This is a genomic window from Pseudomonas sp. GXM4, assembly GCF_008923895.1.
In the GTDB taxonomy this organism is placed as follows: Bacteria; Pseudomonadota; Gammaproteobacteria; order Pseudomonadales; family Pseudomonadaceae; genus Aquipseudomonas; species Aquipseudomonas atacamensis.
Map to the genome: position 1 here is coordinate 1 of NZ_WBRZ01000007.1, position 19602 is coordinate 19602.

Below are 19602 nucleotides of genomic sequence, written 5' to 3' on the forward strand. Positions count from 1 at the left end.
TGCGCAGCCCATCGGGGATAAATCCCCTCGCCACAAAAGCCCCACACAAAATTGTGCAGGGCCTCGGATCACTTCTTGTCGCGGCGCTTCTTGCTGGCTTTCTTGTTGTGCGACATCAAGCGACGCTTCTTGTTGACCTGGCGGTCGGTCAGCGTGTTCTTGTTGCCTTCGTACGGGTTCTCGCCGCCCTTGAACTCGATGCGGATCGGCGTACCGACCAGCTTGAGTACACGACGGTAAGTGTTTTCCAGATAACGCACGTACGACTTCGGCACTTTCTCGATCTGGTTACCGTGGATCACGATGATCGGCGGGTTCGCACCACCGAGGTGAGCGTAACGCAGCTTGATCCGGCGGTTGTTGACCATCGGCGGCGCGTGCTCGCCCACCGCATCTTCGAGAATCTGGGTGAGACGGTTGGTCGGCCAGCGGGTAACCGCGGACTTGAACGAGTTCTGCACCGAGGCGTAGAGGTTGCCCACGCCCGTGCCGTGCAGCGCCGAGATGAAGTGAATGTCGGCGTAGTCGACGAAGAACAGCCGGCGTTGCAGCTCGACTTTCACGAAGTCGCGCTCGCTCGGCGTCATGCCATCCCACTTGTTGATCGCGATGACCAGCGCACGACCGGATTCGATCGCGAAGCCCAGCAGGTTCAAGTCGTGATCGACCACACCCTCGCGGGCGTCCATCACGAAGATCACCACGTTGGCGTCTTTGATCGCCTGCAGGGTTTTGACCACGGAGAACTTTTCGACTTCTTCGTGGATCTTGCCGCGCTTGCGCACACCGGCGGTGTCGATCAGCGTGTACTTCTCTTCATTGCGCTCGAACGGAATGTAGATGCTGTCGCGGGTGGTGCCCGGCTGGTCATACACGATGACCCGGTCTTCACCGAGCATACGGTTGACCAGAGTCGACTTGCCGACGTTCGGACGGCCGATGATGGCGATCTTGATTCCGTCTTTCTCGCTCGGGCCAGGAATACGCTTGGCTTCCTCGCCTTCGGCAACCACTTCTTCCTCTTCGCCTTCAGCCGGCTCGTCATCATCGCGCGGGAATTCGCTCAGGGCGGCTTCCAGCAATTGCGTGATGCCACGGCCGTGGGCGCCGGCGATCGGGATCGCGTGACCCATGCCCAGCGGGGCGAATTCGGCGCGGGCCATTTCCGGGTCGATGTTGTCGACCTTGTTGGCAACCACGTGGGAACGCTTGTTACGTTTGCGCAAATGCTCGGCGATCATCTGGTCGGCAGCGGTAAAACCGGCCTTGGCATCTACCAGAAACAGCACCACATCGGCTTCTTCGATGGCCAGCAGCGACTGCTCGGCCATTTTTTCGTCCATACCATGTTCGTCACCGGAGATACCGCCGGTGTCGATCAGAATGTAGGAACGCCCTTGCCACTTGGCCTCACCGTACTGGCGATCACGGGTCAGACCGGACAGGTCGCCGACGATGGCGTCACGAGTCCTGGTCAGGCGGTTGAACAAGGTGGACTTGCCGACGTTCGGTCGGCCCACCAGGGCGATTACGGGAACCATGCGGCTCTCCACTTCGTTATTTCAGAAAATACAAAAGCCGCTGCGAGGCAGCGGCTGGTGCTCGGGGCAACACCCGGGGGCGCTGCAAACCCTGCTGATGCAGGGCCGCTTGGGGATGAACCCCAAGCATAGTTGTTACTTGATGGTCAGGGCTTCCAGTTTGCCGCTGTTGCCATACACATAAATCGTGTCGCCCACCACCAGCGGACGGGCACGCAGGCCGTCGCTGTCGATGCGCTCACGGCCGACGAAACGACCGTCGACCTGACTCAGCAGATGCAGATAACCTTCCAGGTCACCTACAGCTACGTAGCTGGAGAACACTTCCGGTGCCGACAGTTGACGGCGAGCCAGCGAGTCGTTGCTCCACAGTGCGGTGGTGGAACGCTCGTCGACGCCTTCAACGGTGCCCGAAGACAGGCTCACGTAGACGCTGCCGAAACCTTGAGCGATACCGGCATAGCTCGACGCATCGCGCTGCCACAGTTGACGACCGCTTTCCAGATCCAGTGCCGCAACGCGACCCTGATAGCTGGCCACGTACAGCGTGCCGCCGGACAGCAGCAGACCGCCGTCGATGTCGACCACGCGCTCCAGTTCCGAGCGCCCCTGTGGAATGGCGATGCGTTGTTCCCACACCGGCACGCCATTGGAGATGTCCAGCGCGACCACTTTACCGGTCGACAGACCAGCTACCGCCAGGCGGTTGGTGACCAGCGGAGCACTGGTGCCACGCAGGGTCAGGACCGCCGGGGTGCTGTCATACACCCAGCGCTGGTTGCCGGTGGCAGCGTCCAGACCGATCAGACGATCGTCCTGGGTCTGCACAACGACCACGTCCCCATTGTTGGCCGGCGGCGCGAGGACTTCACTGTTGACGCGGGCACGCCACTTCTCTTCACCGTTGCTGGTGTCCAGAGCGACGACTTCGCCACGCAGGGTACCGATCAGTACCAGACCGTAACCCACGCCAACGGCGCCGGAGACAGGCAGTTCCAGATCCTGGTCCCACTTCACGTCGCCGTTGCTGCGATCCAGCGCCATTACCACACCGGTCACATCAGCGGCGTAGATGGTGTCACCGTCGATCGCCGGCACCAGCATGTTGTAGGTCTCGCCCTGACCGTCACCGATCGAGCGGCTCCACTGCTTCTGCAGAACGACTTCTTCTTTGAAGTCGGTCAATTCGGCCGGTGGCAATTCTTTCTTGCTGTTGCTGCTGCAACCCGCGGCCAGAAGGGCCAGAGCCAGCAATGCTGCATGCTTCCAACGGATCACGTCACGCATCCCCTTTGGCCAGGTCGTCGAGCTTGATTTGAAGGCCACCGACCGCCGCTTCATCCGACAGTGCCGCCTTGGCTTTTTGATACGCCTTGTTCGCGTCATCGGTACGGCCCAAGCGCACCAGCAGATCGCCCTTGAGTTCTTCGCGAGTGGCCAGGAACGCTTTGTCGGCATCGCCGTCGAGCAGTTTCAGGGCGTCTTCGGCCTTGTCCTGCGCGCCCAGCACCTGCGCCAGACGCTGACGGGCGATTTCGCCCAGCGCCGGGTTGGCCGGTTTGTCGACGATGGCTTTGAGTTCGGTTGCCGCGTCGTCCAGCTTGCCGCTGTCGACCGCTACTTTGGCGACGAACAGGCTGCCGTACTGCGCGTAGGCCGAACCGCCGTATTCGCTGTTGAGCTTGCCGGCCAGGTCCGCAACGCGGGCGGCATCAGGCTTGCCGTCAGGCGTCAGCGTGGTTTCCAGCAATTGCTGATAGAGCACCGAGGCGCCTTGCGACTGGTTGCTCTGATATTTGTGCCAGGCCTGCCAGCCGAACACGATGACCAGCGCCAACAGGCCGCCGGTGACCAGAGGTTTGCCGTTGCGTGTCCACCAGTCCTTCAAATCCGCCAACTGTTCGTCTTCGGTACTCGACACCCCAATACTCCTTAATCGCTAAATCGGCTGTTAAGACAGCTTCAACCCTGCACGACGCAGGTGGCCAGGTGAGCGGCGAGCGCATCCCAGGCAATGCTTTGTTGTTCGCCCTGGCCACGCAGGGGTTTGAAACCTACCACTTGCTGGGCCATTTCGTCGTCACCGAGGATCAATGCGTACAGCGCACCGCTCTTGTCGGCCTTCTTGAACTGGCTTTTGAAACTGCCGGCGCCGGCATTGACTTGCAGGCGCAGGTTTGGAAGTTCATCGCGAACCCGTTCGGCCAGGGCCAGACCGGCCAGCTCGGCTTCTTCACCGAAGGCGCAGAGGTAGACGTCGACCTGACGGGAAATTTCCTGCGGGATCTGCTCAAGGGTTTCGAGCATCAATACCAGACGCTCGATGCCCATGGCGAAACCGACGCCCGGGGTTGGCTTGCCGCCCATCTGCTCGACCAGACCGTCGTAACGGCCGCCCGCGCACACGGTGCCCTGGGCGCCGAGCTTGTCGGTGACCCATTCGAAAACGGTTTTGCTGTAGTAATCGAGGCCACGCACCAGTTTCGGATTGAGCACGTAAGGAATGCCAACGGCATCCAGACGCGCCTTCAGGCCTTCGAAGTGAGCGCGGGACTCGTCGTCGAGGTAATCGGCCATTTTCGGCGCATCGACCAGCACGGCCTGAGTGTCGGCATTTTTCGTGTCGAGCACGCGCAGCGGGTTGGTTTTCAGGCGACGCTGGCTGTCCTCGTCGAGCTTGTCGTGGTGCGCCGAGAGGTACTCGACCAGCGCTTCACGATAGCGACCACGGGATTCGCTGGTGCCAAGGCTGTTGAGTTCGAGCTTGACCGCATCACGGATGCCCAGCTCGCCCCACAGGCGCCAGGTCATGATGATCAGCTCGGCGTCGATGTCCGGACCGTCGAGGTTGAACACCTCCAGACCGATCTGGTGGAACTGGCGATAACGGCCTTTCTGCGGACGCTCGTGGCGGAACATCGGGCCGATGTACCAGAGTTTCTGCACCTGACCACCGCCGGTGATGCCGTGTTCGAGCACTGCGCGCACGCAGGCCGCAGTGCCTTCCGGACGCAGGGTCAGGGAATCACCGTTGCGGTCTTCGAAGGTGTACATCTCTTTTTCGACGATATCGGTGACTTCGCCGATCGAGCGCTTGAACAGCTCGGTGAATTCGACGATGGGCATGCGGATCTGCTTGTAACCGTAGTTATCCAGCAGACGCGCCACAGTGCCTTCGAAATAACGCCACAGCGGGGTCTGTTCGGGCAGGATGTCGTTCATGCCACGAATGGCTTGCAGAGACTTGCTCACAAAATTTCCTTAATACGTTCGATCAGCCGCGCGCGATAACGGCAGCGTCAGCTTCGACCTTTTCGGCCGCTTTCTGGCGGATCAGCTTTTCCAGCTCGTCCACCAGATTGTCATTCGTCAGCTTCTGCGACGGCTTGCCGTCGATGTAAATCAGGTTTGGCGTGCCGCCGGTCAAGCCGATATGGGCTTCCTTGGCTTCGCCGGGGCCGTTGACCACGCAACCGATGACCGCGACATCCAGCGGCACCAGCAGGTCTTCAAGGCGCCCTTCCAGCTCGTTCATGGTTTTCACCACATCGAAGTTCTGCCGCGAGCAGCTCGGGCAGGCGATGAAGTTGATGCCACGGGAACGCAGATGCAAAGACTTGAGAATGTCGTAACCGACCTTCACTTCCTCGACCGGGTCGGCCGCCAGCGAGATGCGGATAGTATCGCCAATCCCTTCGGCGAGCAGCATACCTAGGCCCACGGCGGATTTCACTGTGCCCGAGCGCAAACCACCGGCTTCAGTGATGCCGAGGTGCAGCGGCTGGACGATTTCTTTCGCCAGCAAACGGTAGGCTTCGACGGCCATGAACACGTCGGAGGCTTTCACGCTGACCTTGAAGTCCTGGAAATTCAGGCGTTCGAGGTGTTCAACGTGGCGCAGCGCGGATTCGACCAGCGCCGCCGGGGTCGGCTCGCCGTATTTCTTTTGCAGGTCTTTTTCCAGCGAACCGGCATTGACGCCGATGCGGATCGGAATGCCGCGATCACGGGCCGCATCGACCACTGCACGCACACGATCTTCACGACCGATGTTGCCCGGGTTGATGCGCAGGCAGTCCACACCCAGTTCGGCTACGCGCAAGGCGATTTTGTAGTCGAAGTGGATATCGGCCACCAACGGCACTTTGACCAGTTGTTTGATCTTGCCGAACGCCTCGGCGGCGTCCATGTCCGGCACCGAGACGCGAACGATGTCGACGCCGGCGGCTTCCAGACGATTGATCTGCGCCACGGTCGCAGCGACATCATTGGTATCGCTGTTGGTCATGCTTTGCACAGCGATCGGCGCGTCGCCGCCCACCGGTACGTTGCCGACCCAGATCTTGCGCGATTCGCGACGTTTGATTGGAGATTCGCCGTGCATGACTTATTGACCCAACTTCAGGCGAGCAGTCTCGCCACTGGTGAACGGAGCGATATCGACCGGTTGGCCGTTGTAGCTGACCTGTGCTGCGCGGGCAACGCCCAGACGCACATTGAGCGGCGGTTTGCCGGAAACGGTCACGCTGTCGCCTTTATGCTTCAGACCACTGAAAATCACTTTGCCACGGCCATCGGTCACCTGTGCCCAGCAATCGCCGGTGAACTGCAATTGCACCTGGCCTTCGCCGGCAACCGGCGCAGCTGCTTCAGCGCTTGGCGCTTGAGCAACCGGCGCGGTCGGGGCAGGTGTCGCTGGGACATTCGGCGCTGGAGTGGCCGGAGCCGCCACCACTGGTGCAGGCGTCGGTGCCGGAGCGCTTGGCGCAACTGCCGGGGCAGCCGGCTCGGTTGCTGGCGCTGCGGACTCGGCACCGGTGGATTCAGCACTGGTTTCCGACTGCGGCAAGGCCAGCGATGTCGAATTGTCAGCCTGATTTTCGGCGACAGCCTGGTCTTCCGGCTCGTCGATCGGGTGGATCTGCGTGGTGCCGTCAGCGCCTTCGACTTCGACGTGCTCCGGTGCGAGGCTGGTCAGATCGCGGGTGCGCTGGGAGGTCTGATCCTGCCACCAGACGAATCCGCCGCCGATGACCGCGATCAGCAGCAACAGGCTGACGATACGCAAAATGGTGTGGGAAACCCGCACCGGCTCTTCGATACGACCGAGGGCGTGAACGTTGCTGCCCTGGGAGTCGGTGCCGGTGGACTGGTCGAACTGCTGAACCAGAACGGTCTGGTCCATGCCGAGCAATTTGGCATAGGCGCGAATGTAACCGCGAGCGAAGGTATGCCCCGGCAGCTTGTCGAAAGCGCCGGCTTCAAGATTGCTCAGGGATGTCACGGTGAGGTTGAGCTTGAGGGCCACTTCGGCCAGCGACCAGCCATTGCTTTCGCGGGCCTGGCGCAGGGTCTCACCGGGATTTACGCGATTCGCTGCTACAACTTCGGGATGCGCCGCTTTCATCATTGCTCCGACAGGTATTGCTGATATTCCGGCGTACCGGGATAGAGTCGTTTTAATTGCAGACCGTAACTGGCTGCCTTGTCGCGATCTTCAAACACTTTTGCCAGCCGAACGCCGAGCAATAGACTACGTGCATTTTGTTCGGTGAGCTGGCTGAAACGGTCGTAATAGTCACGCGCGGGCACATAATGCCTGTCTTCGAAGGACAACTCAGCCATTTCCAGCAACGCGCGTGGTTGTTGGCGATTCAGGCGCAGGGCTTTTTCCAGCTGTTGCTGGGCCAGATCACGCTGGCCAAGCTTGGCGGCGGTCATGCCGAGGTTTTCGAAGACCCGCGAGCGCTCAGGATACAGGGTATCGGCGGCCGCTTGTTCAAAACGCTCGTAGGCTTCCTTGTAGCGCTGTTCTTCGTAGAGAAAACTGCCGTAGTTGTTGAGGATGCGCGCATCGGCGGGACGTGAGGACAAGGCCTTGCGAAAGTGCTCGTCGGCCAGTGCCGGCTCCATTTCCGCCTGGAACACCAGACCGAGGGCCGCATTGGCATCGGGGTCGGAACCGTCCAGCTCCAGCGCTTTCTTCAGTGGCACCTTGGCGCGCTCGGTCATGCCTTGCTGCAGATAGCCCAGCCCCAGCTGCACGTAGGCAGCCCGCGCTTCATCGCGGCCCTTGCTGGTCTTCATCGGGTTGTAGTCACCCGACAGGACACAACCAGCACACAGGCTGGCCAACAGCAACAGCAGCGCAAAGCGCAGGGACATAGAGATCCTCTCTTAGTTAGTGTTCGCGGCGTTCTGTGCCAGATCGCTGTCGGCGCTCAACTCGCGCACGGCGATGTAACGTTCGCTGCGACGGGTGCGATCCAGCACCTGCCCTACCAATTGACCACATGCGGCATCGATGTCTTCGCCACGGGTGGTGCGCACGGTGACGTTGAAACCGGCCTGATGCAACTGATCCTGGAAGCGGCGGATGGCATTGTTGCTCGGCCGCTCGTACCCGGAGTGCGGGAACGGGTTGAACGGGATCAGGTTGATCTTGCACGGGATGTCTTTAAGCAACTCGATCATTTCCACCGCGTGCTCAAGCTTGTCGTTGACGTCCTTGAGCAAGGTGTACTCGATGGTCAGCACACGTTTCTCGCCAAGGGCGGACATGTAGCGCTGGCACGACTCGAGCAGCATCTTAAGCGGATATTTCTTGTTGATCGGCACCAATTGGTTACGCAATGCGTCGTTCGGTGCGTGCAGGGACAACGCCAGGGACACGTCGATGTGCTTGGCCAGCTCATCGATCATCGGCACCACGCCCGAGGTGGACAGGGTCACGCGGCGCTTGGAGATCCCGTAGCCGAGGTCATCCATCATCAGATGCATGGCGGCGACGACGTTGTCGAAGTTCAGCAACGGCTCGCCCATGCCCATCATCACCACGTTGGTGATGGCGCGGTCGACGGTGGCCGGGACGCTGCCGAAAGATTTGTTGGCAATCCACACCTGACCGATGACTTCGGCGGCGGTGAGGTTGCTGTTGAAGCCTTGCTTGCCGGTGGAGCAGAAACTGCAATCCAGGGCACAGCCTGCCTGGGACGAAACGCACAAGGTGCCGCGCTTGCCCTGGGGAATGTACACAGTCTCGACGCAGCTGCCGGACGCCACGCGAACCACCCATTTACGGGTGCCGTCGCTGGAGATGTCCTCGCTGACCACTTCCGGACCACGCACTTCAGCAATGGCCTTGAGCTTGTCGCGCAAGGCTTTGCTGACGTTCGTCATGGCGTCGAAATCATCGACGCCAAAGTGGTGAATCCATTTCATTACCTGACCGGCACGGAAACGCTTCTCCCCGATTGAGTCGAAGAATTTTTCCATTTCCGGCTGGGTCAGACCCAGCAGGTTTGTTTTAACAGTCGATGTAGTCATGGATTCACCTTCACTCTGCAAGCAATGCTTAGCGAGTGGTTACTTCAGTAGCTGCGAAGAAGTAAGCGATTTCGCGAGCGGCAGCAGCTTCGGAGTCCGAACCGTGAACGGCGTTGGCGTCGATCGATTCAGCGAAGTCAGCACGGATGGTGCCGGCAGCAGCTTCTTTAGGGTTGGTAGCGCCCATCAGCTCACGGTTGCGAGCGATAGCGTTTTCACCTTCCAGAACCTGAACGACAACCGGGCCGGAAGTCATGAAAGCAACCAGGTCACCGAAGAAACCGCGCTCGCTGTGCTCAGCGTAGAAGCCTTCGGCTTCGGCTTTGGACAGTTGCTTCAGTTTCGAAGCTACAACGCGCAGGCCAGCGTCTTCGAAGCGAGTGGTGATCTTGCCGATCACGTTTTTAGCAACGGCGTCAGGCTTGATGATGGAGAAAGTACGTTGAACAGCCATGGTGTAACTCCAGAAACGGTAATTTGCGAAAAATTAAACCCGCGAATTATACGCGGGTTCTTGGGTATTGCCTAACCTGCGAGACGATCAGTCCAATTCTGCGGCCCAGAGCTCCTGAACCGCTTCGAGCACCTTCTCGCCGACCCGGCCGGAAGTAGCATCGAAGTCAGGCAGTTCAAGAATCATCTGCTGCAAACGGACGAAACCTACAGAATACGGGTCGAGCCCCTCATGGGCCTCGGCCAGCTCTTCTGCAATGCGTTGAACATCATTCCAACCGTAGCTCATGACAGTCTTACCAGTCAGTGCGGCGCTTCGGCCGCATGGTTAAGCGAATATTTCGGAATCTCGACGGTGAGGTCTTCCTCACCGACGATGGCCTGGCAAGCCAGACGCGATTGCGCCTCAAGGCCCCAGGCACGGTCGAGGAAGTCTTCCTCCAGCTCGTCGGCCTCTTCCAGCGAGTCGAAACCCTCGCGGATGATGCAATGGCACGTGGTGCAGGCGCAGACGCCGCCGCACGCGCTTTCCATCTCGATATGGTGTTCGTGGGCCAGTTCGAGAATCGATGTGCCGGGCGCAGCCTCGACCACCATGCCTTCAGGGCAGAACTTCTCGTGGGGCAGAAAAATGACCTGGGGCATCAGATATCCTCGATTTCATTCAGGTTGCGCCCCGACAGAGCGGCTTTCACCGTCAGATCCATGCGGCGGGCAGCAAAAGCATCGGTCACTTGCGACAGACGCTTGGTCTGCTGCTCGATGGCATAACCATCGGTACCTTTCATCAGTTCGGCCAGTTCCTGCATTTGCAGTTCGATGACCATGCGCTCTTCGGCATCGAGCAAACGCTCGCCATCGGCATCCAGCGCGCCCTGCACCGCTTCGAGCAGGCGCTGGGCATCGACTTGCTGCTCACGCAGAACGCGGGCGACCTTGTCGTCATTGGCATGCTGGAACGAATCCTTGAGCATCTTGGCGATTTCGCCATCGGTCAGACCATAGGAAGGCTTGACCTGAATGCTCGCCTCAACGCCCGAACCCAACTCACGGGCAGACACGCTGAGCAGACCGTCGGCATCGACCTGGAAGGTCACGCGAATTTTCGCCGCACCGGCCACCATCGCCGGAATGCCGCGCAATTCGAAACGTGCCAGAGAGCGGCAGTCGCTGATCAGCTCGCGCTCGCCCTGCAACACGTGGATCGCCATGGCCGACTGGCCGTCTTTATAAGTGGTGAAGTCCTGGGCGCGCGCGACGGGGATGGTGGTGTTGCGCGGAATCACCTTCTCCATCAGCCCGCCCATGGTTTCCAGCCCCAGGGACAGCGGAATCACGTCGAGCAGCAGCAGTTCGCCGCCATCGCGCTTGTTGCCAGCCAGGGTGTCGGCCTGGATCGCGGCCCCGATGGCCACCACTTGATCCGGGTCGATTTCCGTCAATGGCTGACGACCGAAGGCTTCGGCAACGGCTTCGCGAACACGTGGCACGCGGGTCGAACCGCCGACCATGACCACAGCGTGGACGTCTTCCAGTTCAATACCGGAATCGCGAACGGCGCGGCGGCAGGCTTTCAGGCTGCGCGCGACCATCGGCTCGATCAGCGCATCGAAGGCTTCGCGGGTCAGCTGTGCATTCCAGTCGCCGTAAGCCACTTCCACACTGGCCGCATCGGTCAGGGCTTCTTTGGCCGCGCAGGCGGTTTGCAGCAGATTGCGTTGCGCGCCCGGGTCGAGATCGGCGGAGAGGCCAGCGCTCTCGATGATCCAGCCGGCAATCGCGTGATCGAAGTCATCGCCGCCCAGCGCGCTGTCGCCGCCAGTGGCCAGGACCTCAAAGACGCCGCCGGTCAGACGCAGAATGGAAATATCGAAGGTGCCGCCGCCCAGGTCGTAGATCGCCACCAGACCTTCGGCGTGTTGATCCAGACCATACGCCACAGCAGCAGCGGTCGGCTCATTGAGCAGACGCAACACGTTCAGACCGGCAAGCTTGGCCGCATCTTTGGTGGCTTGGCGCTGCGCATCATCGAAGTAAGCAGGAACGGTGATTACCGCGCCGACCAGCTCGCCACCCAAGGTCGCCTCAGCGCGCTGACGCAGGACCTTGAGGATATCGGCGGAGACTTCAACCGGGCTTTTCGGGCCTTGCACGGTATCGATGAACGGCATGTGCGATTCGCCGCCGACAAAGCGATACGGCAACTGCTCGCCCAATTGCTTGACGTCGGACAGACCACGACCCATCAAGCGCTTGACCGAGAGCACGGTGTTCAGGGGATCGGAGGCTGCTGCCAGCTTGGCGGACTCACCGACTTCGACGCGGTCGGCGTGATAACGCACGGCGGACGGCAGGATGACCTGCCCGTTGGCGTCGGCCAGCGGTTCGGAAAGACCACTGCGCAGCGCAGCGACCAGCGAATTGGTAGTACCCAAGTCGATGCCCACAGCCAGACGACGCTGGTGCGGTTGAGGACTTTGGCCGGGTTCGGCGATCTGCAGTAGAGCCATGGTGATCAGGTCTTGTCTGTCTGTCAGCGTGCAATCAGGGCAGCACTGGGTTAATCGTCGAGGCGCTCTTCCAGCTGGCGCACTTCGTAGGTGAGCTTGTCGAGGAACTGCATGCGCCGCATCAGGCGTTCGGCCTGCTCGCGCTGCGCTGCATCATCCCAACAGGCTGCGAAGCTTTCGTTGAGCTGCTCCTGAGCCGCCTTCAAACGACGCTTGAATACCGCGACACCGTCGAGGTCGGCACTGTCCTGCAGATCTTCGAGCTCTTCGCGCCATTGCATCTGCTGCAGAAGAAACTCGGGATCGTGGACGGTGACTTCCATCGGCACTTCATGCCCGCTGATTTTCAGCAGGTAGCGTGCGCGCTGGGCCGGGCTCTTGAGCGTCTGGTAGGCGTCGTTGAGCCGCGCCGATTGCTCGAGCGCCGAGCGCTGCTCGCGTTCGGATGCATCGGCAAAACGGTCAGGATGGACGCCGCGCGCCAACTCACGGTAGCGCGTGGCCAACTGCTCGAGATCCAGGCGGAAGCTCGGTTGCAGCTCGAATAAAGCGAAATGACAAGGAATACCCACGACCAGCCTCAGATGTTGAAGCTTTCGCCGCAGCCACATTCACCGCGCACGTTGGGGTTGTTGAACTTGAAGCCTTCGTTCAACCCTTCCTTGACGAAGTCGAGCTCGGTGCCGTCAAGGTAGGCCAGACTTTTCGGGTCGATGATCACTTTTTCGCCGTGACTCTCGAACACCTGATCTTCCGCCACCACCTCGTCGACAAACTCCAGCACGTAGGCAAGGCCGGAACAGCCTGTGGTGCGAACACCCAGACGAATCCCTTCACCTTTGCCGCGCCCGTCGAGGGAGCGCCGCACGTGTCGAGCAGCCGCTTCTGTCATGCTGATAGCCATCGTTGACTCCTTACTCGTCGCCGAATCTTGAAATTCAGATCAAGCCTTTCTTCTGCTTGTAATCGCGAACAGCCGCTTTGATAGCGTCTTCTGCGAGCACGGAGCAGTGGATTTTCACTGGCGGCAAAGCCAGTTCTTCGGCCAGCTGAGTGTTCTTGATGGTTTCGGCTTCGTCCAGGGTCTTGCCCTTCATCCACTCGGTAGCGAGGGAGCTGGAGGCGATTGCCGAACCGCAACCGTAGGTCTTGAACTTGGCGTCTTCGATAACGCCCTGATCGTTGACCTTGATCTGCAGACGCATCACGTCGCCGCACGCCGGAGCGCCGACCATGCCGGTGCCGACATCAGGATCTTCCGCGTTCATCTTGCCGACGTTGCGCGGGTTTTCGTAGTGGTCGATGACCTTTTCGCTGTAAGCCATGATTCTCAATCCTCACTCATCAGGGCCGCTCTTGAGACCCTGCAACTGCGCTGCGTTAACGCCGCGTCGCTACAGGATCTGTATCCGGCGGCTTCTATAGTTAGTGTGCCGCCCACTCGATTTTCGAGATATCGACGCCGTCTTTGTACATGTCCCACAGCGGCGACAGAGCGCGCAGCTTGGTAACGGCCTCGCAGACTTTCTGCGCGGCGTAGTCGATTTCTTCTTCGGTGGTGAAACGGCCGAAGGTAAAGCGGATCGAGCTGTGTGCCAGTTCGTCGTTGCGGCCCAGGGCGCGCAGTACGTACGAAGGCTCCAGCGACGCCGAGGTGCAGGCCGAACCGGACGATACCGCCAGATCCTTGAGCGCCATGATCAGCGACTCGCCTTCAACGTAGTTGAAGCTCAGGTTCAGGTTGTGCGGAACGCGGGCGGTCAGGCTGCCGTTGACGTACAGCTCTTCCAGGTGCTCGACCTGCTTGTAGAAACGATCACTCAAGGCTTTGATGCGCACGTTTTCAGCGGCCATGTCTTCCTTGGCTACGCGGAACGCTTCGCCCATGCCGACGATCTGGTGGGTCGCCAGAGTGCCGGAACGCATGCCGCGCTCGTGACCGCCGCCGTGCATGGTCGCTTCGATGCGCACACGCGGCTTGCGGCTGACGTACAGCGCGCCGATGCCTTTAGGGCCATAAGTCTTGTGGGCGGAGAACGACATCATGTCGACTTTCAGCTTCTGCAGATCGATTTCGACCTTGCCAGTGGACTGAGCCGCGTCGACATGGAACAGCACGCCTTTGGCGCGCAGCATTTCGCCGATGGCAGCGATGTCGTTGATGGTGCCGATTTCGTTGTTGACGTGCATCACCGACACCAGAATGGTGTCTTCGCGCAGTGCGGCGTCAATCATTGCCGGGGGGATCAGACCGTCTTCGGTCGGCTCGAGGTAGGTCACTTCGAAACCTTCACGCTCCAGCTGGCGCATGGTGTCGAGGACAGCCTTGTGCTCGATCTTGCTGGTGATCAGGTGCTTGCCCTTGGAGGCGTAGAAATGTGCCGCGCCCTTGATCGCCAGGTTGTCGGATTCGGTGGCACCGGAGGTCCAGACGATTTCGCGCGGGTCGGCATTGACCAGATCGGCCACCTGACGACGGGCGTTTTCGACGGACTCTTCAGCCTTCCAGCCGAACACGTGGGAGCGGGACGCCGGGTTACCGAAGTTTCCGTCGACCAGCAGGCATTCACTCATTTTCTGCGCAACGCGCGGATCAACCGGGGTGGTTGCAGAGTAATCAAGGTAAATCGGCAATTTCATGGACTATCTCCTAAATCAGGGCTGGCGTGCCGCAGGTAGCTCTTCGGCTGTCATTCGACGGCGGACGCTTCAATCTTGTCCAGGCGTGGCGCCTTGCTGCTGCAACGGCGCTGGTCCTGACGCTTGGCCACTTCTTGTACCTCACGGCGAGTCACAAGGTCGGCCAAGCTGATACCGCTCAGAAATTCGTGAATCTGCAGGCTCAAGTCGCACCACAGATGATGGGTCAGGCAAGTATCACCGGAATGGCAATCGCCCTGGCCCTGGCACTTGGTGGCATCGACCGATTCGTTCACCGCATCGATCACCTGGGCGACCTGGATGCCCTGCATGTCGCGGGACAACTGGTAGCCACCACCCGGACCGCGAACGCTGGAAACCAGGTTGCTGCGGCGCAGCTTGGCGAACAGCTGTTCGAGGTAGGACAGGGAGATGCCTTGGCGCTCGGAGATATCGGCCAGAGACACCGGCCCGTGCTGCGCGTGCAACGCCAGGTCAAGCATGGCGGTCACGGCGTATCGGCCTTTTGTAGTCAGTCGCATGGACAGTTACCACGGAGTTCGGAATGGGCGGGAGTATGCAATTCCCGAGCATTTAAGTCAACTATAAGACCTAGTGCTTTAGTCGGATTTACCCGCAAAAGAGCGCGCGAATGATAGCAGGGTCTGCAGCCCAATGGCACACCAGCTGCTGGACGCCTTTGTAGGAGCTGCCGAAGGCTGCGATCTTTTGATCTTAAGAAGGCAAAATCAAAAGATCGCAGCCTTCGGCAGCTCCTACAGAGGCTTTAGCCGGCTTTCGATTCGTCCTTGCCCTTGACGCAAGCGAAGTCTTCTTCACGCAACTCAGGTAGATCTTTCGCACAGTAATTGCTGCCCAGATCCTTCAGCGCGCCGCACATGCCTTCCAGGCGCCCATCCACCGCTTGCAGATGGTCGAGCAACTGGCCGATGGCGCGGGCCACCGGGTCGGGCATGTCTTCGCTGACACCGTAGGCGTCGAAACCGATCTTTTCCGCCATGGCTTTGCGCTTGGCGTCCTGCTCTTCATCGGTCTTGACGATGATCCGCCCCGGAATCCCCACCACCGTGGCGCCCGGCGGCACTTCCTTGGTGACCACAGCGTTGGAGCCGACTTTGGCGCCGGCACCCACCGTGAACGGGCCAAGCACCTTGGCGCCAGCACCAACCACCACGCCGTCACCCAGTGTCGGGTGGCGCTTGCCTTTGTTCCAGCTGGTGCCGCCGAGGGTCACGCCTTGATAGATGGTGACGTCGTCGCCGATCTCGGCGGTTTCACCAATAACGATGCCCATGCCGTGGTCGATGAAGAACCGCCGACCGACCTTGGCGCCCGGATGAATCTCGATCCCGGTCAGCCAGCGACCGAAGTTCGACACCAGTCGCGCCAGCCACTTCAACTCGTTGCGCCAGAGCATGCCGGCCAAACGATGAATCCAGATCGCATGCATGCCGGGGTAGCAGGTCAGGACTTCAAAAGCGTTACGCGCCGCCGGGTCTCGATGGAATACGCTTTGGATATCTTCACGCAAACGCTCAAACATCATTCCAATCCTTCCGCTTTAGAAGCTCGCCACGGGCCGCTTTCTGGGTTTCCGTGAGGATGCCACGCAAAATATTCATTTCCGCCCGGCTGACCGAGCTGCGTCCGTACAACCGGCGCAGGCGCGCCATCAAGTGGCGTGGCTTTTCCGGGTCGAGGAATTCGATGGCAACCAGTGTCTGCTCCAGGTGCTCATAGAATCGCTCCAGCTCATCCATGGTCGCCAGCTCGGCGCTTTTCACCGAGGCCACTTCTTCTTTCTCGACCTTGCTCGGCTGACCCTGTGCGGCCAGCCAGGCCATGCGCACTTCATAACTCAATACCTGCACCGCCGCCCCGAGATTCAGCGAACTGAAGGTCGGGTCGGAAGGGATGTGCACGTGAAAATGACATCGCTGCAGCTCTTCGTTGGTCAGGCCGGAATCTTCACGGCCGAACACCAAAGCAATCTCGGCGCCCTGCCCGGCTTCCTCAACCACTTTGTTGCCGCATTCGCGCGGATCGAGCAGGGGCCAGGGAATGCGCCGGTCGCGGGCGCTGGTGCCGAGCACCAGATTGCAGCCGACCAGAGCATCTTCCAAGGTGGCGACGACTTGCGCGTTTTCAAGGATGTCACCAGCACCGGAGGCGCGGGCGTCGGCCTCGTGGTGCGGGAAGACCCGCGGTTCGACCAGCACCAGTCGCGACAGACCCATGTTTTTCATGGCGCGCGCGGCCCCGCCGATGTTGCCGGGGTGGCTGGTGTTGACCAGGACGACACGAATGTTCTGCAGCAAGGGAGGCGCTCTCGGACACAGGAAAGGGGGGCAAATCTTACAGAACAGCCTACCGTTAAGCTATGAAAGCGAACAGCGTCCTTCACCTGAAGAAAAGTTCTGATAGAATGCGCGGCTTTCTTTAACAACCTTAGGTGACACATCCATGCAGCCCATGCTGAATATCGCGCTGCGCGCCGCCCGCAGCGCCAGTGAACTGATCTTCCGCTCCATCGAGCGCCTGGATACCATCAAGGTCGACGAAAAAGACGCCAAGGATTACGTATCCGAGGTTGATCGCGCCGCCGAACAGAAAATCATCGATGCCCTGCGCAAGGCTTACCCGAATCACTCGATCCAGGGTGAAGAAACCGGCCTGCACGCTGGCACCGGCATCGAAGGCGAAGAGTACCTGTGGATCATCGATCCACTGGACGGCACCACCAACTTCCTCCGTGGCATTCCGCACTTTGCAGTGAGCATTGCCTGCAAATATCGTGGTCGCCTGGAACACGCAGTGGTTCTGGACCCGGTTCGCCAGGAAGAATTCACCGCCAGCCGTGGTCGCGGCGCTCAACTGAACGGTCGTCGCCTGCGCGTCAGCGGCCGCACCAGCCTCGACGGTGCCCTGCTCGGCACCGGCTTCCCGTTCCGTGACGACCAGATGGACAACCTCGACAACTACCTGGGCATGTTCCGCGCCCTGGTTGGCCAGACTGCCGGCATCCGCCGCGCCGGTTCGGCGAGCCTGGACCTGGCTTACGTGGCTGCCGGTCGTTTCGATGCGTTCTGGGAGTCGGGCCTGTCCGAGTGGGACATGGCTGCAGGCGCCCTGCTGATTCAAGAAGCCGGCGGCCTGGTGAGCGACTTCACCGGCGGTCACGACTTCCTGGAAAAAGGCCACATCGTTGCCGGCAACACCAAATGCTTCAAGGCAGTGCTGACGGCGATCCAGCCGCACCTGCCGGCCTCGCTGAAGCGCTAAGCTTTCCGCGAAACCAAAAAGCACCCTCCGGGGTGCTTTTTTTATGCCAGCAATTCCAAACAGCATAATTCCCTGTGGGAGCGAGCCTGCTCGCGAATGGGCGTGTCAACAAAGGAAATATCAACTGTTGGACCGCATTCGCGAGCAGGCTCCCACAGGTGAGAATCGCGCGCTGCCCTGAATCGCGGGTATAAAAAAAGCACCCGCAGGGTGCTTCTTTTCACAACCGTAAATCCTTACTGAGCCGGCTCATTCTGCGACAGGATCAACTTGCCTTCCTTGTCGACCGGAATCTGGTTGCCCGGATCGCGATCCATCCGCACTTTGCCTTCCTTGCCATCAAGCGAGTAACGCACGTCGTAACCGACGACCTTGTCGCTGATGTCATTGACCGTGTTGCAGCGAGTTTGCGTGGTGGTGTAGGTGTCACGCTCCTGCATGCCCTCCTGCACCTTGTTGCCCGCATAACCGCCACCGACCGCACCGGCCACCGTGGCAATCTTCTTGCCGGTACCGCCGCCAATCTGGTTACCCAGCAAACCACCGGCCAGCGCGCCGACCACGGTACCGGCGATCTGGTGTTGATCTTTTACCGGTGCCTGACGGGTCACCGTTACATCCTTGCATACTTCACGTGGAGTCTTGATCTGTGTCTTGACCGGCTCAACGGCTAATACTTGCGCATACTCAGGGCCGCTTTTAACCAGGCTGTAGGTGGCAACAGCACCCCCGGCTGTGACACCGACAGCACCCAATACCGCACCAACCAGCAACGACTTGTTCACATGAACCTCCTGACCATCACATGCGGGACGCGCCCGCGCTTCTCCCAGCCTTGGAGCACAAAAAAAGGCGCGAGTTCAACTCGCGCCTTTTGTTGGCTGACAGCCGGGAAATCGCTGGCCGTTATGGACGGTCATCGACTTCCTTATCGGTGTTGGCCGGAGGAATCAGATCCTCGGTGGTCAGGTTCAGCCAGATCAGCACCACGTTAGCGATGTAGATCGACGAGTAGGTACCCGCCAGTACACCGATGAACAGTGCGATGGAGAAACCGAACAGGTTGTCGCCACCGAAGAACAGCAGCGCCGCGATCGCCAAGAGAGTGGAGATCGACGTCGCCATGGTGCGCAGCAGAGTTTGGGTGGTCGAGATGTTGATATTCTCGATCAGCGTCGCCTTGCGCAGCACGCGGAAGTTCTCACGCACCCGGTCGAAGACCACGATGGTGTCGTTCAGCGAGTAACCGATGATCGCCAGCACCGCCGCCAGCACCGTCAGATCGAAGGTGATCTGGAAGTACGAGAGGATACCCACGGTCACGATCACGTCGTGGATCAGCGAGACAATGGCGCCGACCGCAAACTTCCACTGAAAGCGGAAGGCCAGGTAGATCAGGATGCCGCCGAGCGCCAGCAGCATGCCGAGGCCGCCCTGGTCGCGCAGCTCTTCACCGACCTGCGGGCCGACGAACTCGACACGCTTGACCGTCGCCGGGTTGTCACCGCCGACCTTTTGAAGCGCTTCCGCTACTTGATGGCCCAACTGCGGGTCTTCACCCGGCATGCGCACCAGCAGATCGGTGGTCGCACCGAAGTTCTGCACCACGGCTTCGTGATAACCGGAAGTCGCCAGTTGCTCGCGCACCTTGGTGACGTCGGCCGGACGCTCGTAGGTCAGCTCGATGAGCGTACCGCCGGTGAAGTCCAGGCCCCAGTTCATGCCCTTGGTGGCAACACTGAACAAGGCAATGACGGTAAGCAGCAATGTGACGCCGAACGCGAAGTTGCGAACGCCCATGAAGTTGATTGTACGTAACATGGCAGCCC

22 protein-coding genes are annotated in these 19602 nt (G+C 60.1%); 1 reads left to right on the forward strand and 21 read right to left on the reverse strand.

The window, feature by feature from the left end:
- Positions 1 to 68: 68 nt before the first annotated feature.
- The 19 genes from der to trmJ form a co-directional block, all read right to left on the reverse strand.
- Positions 69 to 1541 (reverse strand): ribosome biogenesis GTPase Der, encoded by a 1473-nt coding sequence (der, locus tag F8N49_RS02265; RefSeq protein ID WP_024014210.1) that lies wholly within the window; start codon positions 1539 to 1541, stop codon positions 69 to 71.
- Positions 1542 to 1676: 135 nt separating this feature from the next.
- Positions 1677 to 2828: an outer membrane protein assembly factor BamB gene (bamB, locus tag F8N49_RS02270; RefSeq protein ID WP_016773335.1), complete on the reverse strand. Its 1152-nt coding sequence runs from the start codon at positions 2826 to 2828 to the stop codon at positions 1677 to 1679.
- Entirely contained in the window at positions 2821 to 3462 is a 642-nt protein-coding gene (locus F8N49_RS02275; protein ID WP_056790153.1) for a tetratricopeptide repeat protein, read from the reverse strand. The genes bamB and F8N49_RS02275 overlap by 8 nt, the downstream gene beginning before the upstream one ends.
- 41 nt (positions 3463 to 3503) lie before the next feature.
- Positions 3504 to 4793 (reverse strand): histidine--tRNA ligase, encoded by a 1290-nt coding sequence (gene hisS, locus F8N49_RS02280; protein ID WP_024014212.1) that lies wholly within the window; start codon positions 4791 to 4793, stop codon positions 3504 to 3506.
- 22 nt (positions 4794 to 4815) lie between these two features.
- Positions 4816 to 5925 (reverse strand): flavodoxin-dependent (E)-4-hydroxy-3-methylbut-2-enyl-diphosphate synthase, encoded by a 1110-nt coding sequence (ispG, locus tag F8N49_RS02285; RefSeq protein WP_016773332.1) that lies wholly within the window; start codon positions 5923 to 5925, stop codon positions 4816 to 4818.
- Between the two features lie 3 nt (positions 5926 to 5928).
- Positions 5929 to 6948: a RodZ family helix-turn-helix domain-containing protein gene (locus F8N49_RS02290; protein ID WP_151550704.1), complete on the reverse strand. Its 1020-nt coding sequence runs from the start codon at positions 6946 to 6948 to the stop codon at positions 5929 to 5931.
- Complete coding sequence (gene pilW / locus F8N49_RS02295; RefSeq protein WP_016773330.1) at positions 6948 to 7706, reverse strand: type IV pilus biogenesis/stability protein PilW; 759 nt, start codon at positions 7704 to 7706, stop codon at positions 6948 to 6950. Before pilW ends, F8N49_RS02290 begins: the two co-directional genes overlap by 1 nt.
- Positions 7707 to 7718: 12 nt before the next feature.
- Complete coding sequence (rlmN, locus tag F8N49_RS02300; RefSeq protein ID WP_024014215.1) at positions 7719 to 8867, reverse strand: 23S rRNA (adenine(2503)-C(2))-methyltransferase RlmN; 1149 nt, start codon at positions 8865 to 8867, stop codon at positions 7719 to 7721.
- 28 nt (positions 8868 to 8895) lie between these two features.
- On the reverse strand, positions 8896 to 9321 hold the full coding sequence (gene ndk / locus F8N49_RS02305) for a nucleoside-diphosphate kinase (RefSeq protein ID WP_024014216.1): 426 nt from the start codon (positions 9319 to 9321) through the stop codon (positions 8896 to 8898).
- Between the two features lie 87 nt (positions 9322 to 9408).
- The gene (iscX, locus tag F8N49_RS02310) at positions 9409 to 9609 is read right to left on the reverse strand and encodes a Fe-S cluster assembly protein IscX (RefSeq protein ID WP_016773328.1); all 201 of its coding nucleotides are present in this window, start codon (positions 9607 to 9609) and stop codon (positions 9409 to 9411) included.
- Positions 9610 to 9623: 14 nt separating this feature from the next.
- The gene (gene fdx, locus F8N49_RS02315; protein WP_016773327.1) at positions 9624 to 9965 is read right to left on the reverse strand and encodes an ISC system 2Fe-2S type ferredoxin; all 342 of its coding nucleotides are present in this window, start codon (positions 9963 to 9965) and stop codon (positions 9624 to 9626) included.
- On the reverse strand, positions 9965 to 11830 hold the full coding sequence (gene hscA / locus F8N49_RS02320; protein ID WP_151550705.1) for a Fe-S protein assembly chaperone HscA: 1866 nt from the start codon (positions 11828 to 11830) through the stop codon (positions 9965 to 9967). Before hscA ends, fdx begins: the two co-directional genes overlap by 1 nt.
- 50 nt (positions 11831 to 11880) lie before the next feature.
- Positions 11881 to 12402 (reverse strand): co-chaperone HscB, encoded by a 522-nt coding sequence (gene hscB / locus F8N49_RS02325; protein ID WP_016773325.1) that lies wholly within the window; start codon positions 12400 to 12402, stop codon positions 11881 to 11883.
- 8 nt (positions 12403 to 12410) lie between these two features.
- Positions 12411 to 12734, reverse strand: coding sequence for an iron-sulfur cluster assembly protein IscA (gene iscA / locus F8N49_RS02330; protein WP_003227904.1), 324 nt, complete (start codon positions 12732 to 12734; stop codon positions 12411 to 12413).
- 34 nt (positions 12735 to 12768) lie between these two features.
- Positions 12769 to 13155 (reverse strand): Fe-S cluster assembly scaffold IscU, encoded by a 387-nt coding sequence (gene iscU / locus F8N49_RS02335; RefSeq protein ID WP_003227907.1) that lies wholly within the window; start codon positions 13153 to 13155, stop codon positions 12769 to 12771.
- A 100-nt stretch (positions 13156 to 13255) separates the two neighbouring features.
- Entirely contained in the window at positions 13256 to 14470 is a 1215-nt protein-coding gene (locus tag F8N49_RS02340; RefSeq protein WP_151550706.1) for an IscS subfamily cysteine desulfurase, read from the reverse strand.
- Between the two features lie 50 nt (positions 14471 to 14520).
- Positions 14521 to 15012 carry a Fe-S cluster assembly transcriptional regulator IscR gene (iscR, locus tag F8N49_RS02345; protein ID WP_151550707.1) on the reverse strand — a complete coding sequence of 164 codons (492 nt, stop codon included), beginning with the start codon at positions 15010 to 15012 and terminating at the stop codon, positions 14521 to 14523.
- Positions 15013 to 15257: 245 nt separating this feature from the next.
- The gene (cysE, locus tag F8N49_RS02350; RefSeq protein ID WP_024014221.1) at positions 15258 to 16034 is read right to left on the reverse strand and encodes a serine O-acetyltransferase; all 777 of its coding nucleotides are present in this window, start codon (positions 16032 to 16034) and stop codon (positions 15258 to 15260) included.
- Positions 16027 to 16809 carry a tRNA (cytosine(32)/uridine(32)-2'-O)-methyltransferase TrmJ gene (trmJ, locus tag F8N49_RS02355; protein WP_151550708.1) on the reverse strand — a complete coding sequence of 261 codons (783 nt, stop codon included), beginning with the start codon at positions 16807 to 16809 and terminating at the stop codon, positions 16027 to 16029. Before trmJ ends, cysE begins: the two co-directional genes overlap by 8 nt.
- A 145-nt stretch (positions 16810 to 16954) precedes the next feature.
- On the opposite strand from trmJ, the gene suhB reads away from it, so the two are divergent.
- Positions 16955 to 17773 carry an inositol-phosphate phosphatase gene (gene suhB, locus F8N49_RS02360; protein ID WP_016773320.1) on the forward strand — a complete coding sequence of 273 codons (819 nt, stop codon included), beginning with the start codon at positions 16955 to 16957 and terminating at the stop codon, positions 17771 to 17773.
- A gap of 236 nt (positions 17774 to 18009) precedes the next feature.
- Here the strand turns inward: suhB and F8N49_RS02365 are convergent, their stop codons facing one another.
- The gene (locus tag F8N49_RS02365; RefSeq protein ID WP_007916907.1) at positions 18010 to 18558 is read right to left on the reverse strand and encodes a glycine zipper 2TM domain-containing protein; all 549 of its coding nucleotides are present in this window, start codon (positions 18556 to 18558) and stop codon (positions 18010 to 18012) included.
- A gap of 121 nt (positions 18559 to 18679) precedes the next feature.
- Positions 18680 to 19594, reverse strand: coding sequence for a protein translocase subunit SecF (gene secF, locus F8N49_RS02370; protein WP_016773319.1), 915 nt, complete (start codon positions 19592 to 19594; stop codon positions 18680 to 18682).
- Positions 19595 to 19602 lie beyond the last annotated feature (8 nt).

Bases quoted from the DNA above. Each gene is read 5' to 3' on its own strand.
- der (WP_024014210.1), bottom strand. From the start codon at position 1,541: ATGGTTCCCGTAATCGCCCTGGTGGGCCGACCGAACGTCGGCAAGTCC.
- bamB (WP_016773335.1), bottom strand. From the start codon at position 2,828: ATGCGTGACGTGATCCGTTGGAAGCATGCAGCATTGCTGGCTCTGGCC.
- ispG (WP_016773332.1), bottom strand. From the start codon at position 5,925: ATGCACGGCGAATCTCCAATCAAACGTCGCGAATCGCGCAAGATCTGG.
- F8N49_RS02290 (WP_151550704.1), bottom strand. From the start codon at position 6,948: ATGAAAGCGGCGCATCCCGAAGTTGTAGCAGCGAATCGCGTAAATCCC.
- pilW (WP_016773330.1), bottom strand. From the start codon at position 7,706: ATGTCCCTGCGCTTTGCGCTGCTGTTGCTGTTGGCCAGCCTGTGTGCT.
- rlmN (WP_024014215.1), bottom strand. From the start codon at position 8,867: ATGACTACATCGACTGTTAAAACAAACCTGCTGGGTCTGACCCAGCCG.
- ndk (WP_024014216.1), bottom strand. From the start codon at position 9,321: ATGGCTGTTCAACGTACTTTCTCCATCATCAAGCCTGACGCCGTTGCT.
- iscX (WP_016773328.1), bottom strand. From the start codon at position 9,609: ATGAGCTACGGTTGGAATGATGTTCAACGCATTGCAGAAGAGCTGGCC.
- fdx (WP_016773327.1), bottom strand. From the start codon at position 9,965: ATGCCCCAGGTCATTTTTCTGCCCCACGAGAAGTTCTGCCCTGAAGGC.
- hscA (WP_151550705.1), bottom strand. From the start codon at position 11,830: ATGGCTCTACTGCAGATCGCCGAACCCGGCCAAAGTCCTCAACCGCAC.
- iscA (WP_003227904.1), bottom strand. From the start codon at position 12,734: ATGGCTATCAGCATGACAGAAGCGGCTGCTCGACACGTGCGGCGCTCC.
- iscU (WP_003227907.1), bottom strand. From the start codon at position 13,155: ATGGCTTACAGCGAAAAGGTCATCGACCACTACGAAAACCCGCGCAAC.
- F8N49_RS02340 (WP_151550706.1), bottom strand. From the start codon at position 14,470: ATGAAATTGCCGATTTACCTTGATTACTCTGCAACCACCCCGGTTGAT.
- iscR (WP_151550707.1), bottom strand. From the start codon at position 15,012: ATGCGACTGACTACAAAAGGCCGATACGCCGTGACCGCCATGCTTGAC.
- cysE (WP_024014221.1), bottom strand. From the start codon at position 16,034: ATGTTTGAGCGTTTGCGTGAAGATATCCAAAGCGTATTCCATCGAGAC.
- suhB (WP_016773320.1), top strand. From the start codon at position 16,955: ATGCAGCCCATGCTGAATATCGCGCTGCGCGCCGCCCGCAGCGCCAGT.
- secF (WP_016773319.1), bottom strand. From the start codon at position 19,594: ATGTTACGTACAATCAACTTCATGGGCGTTCGCAACTTCGCGTTCGGC.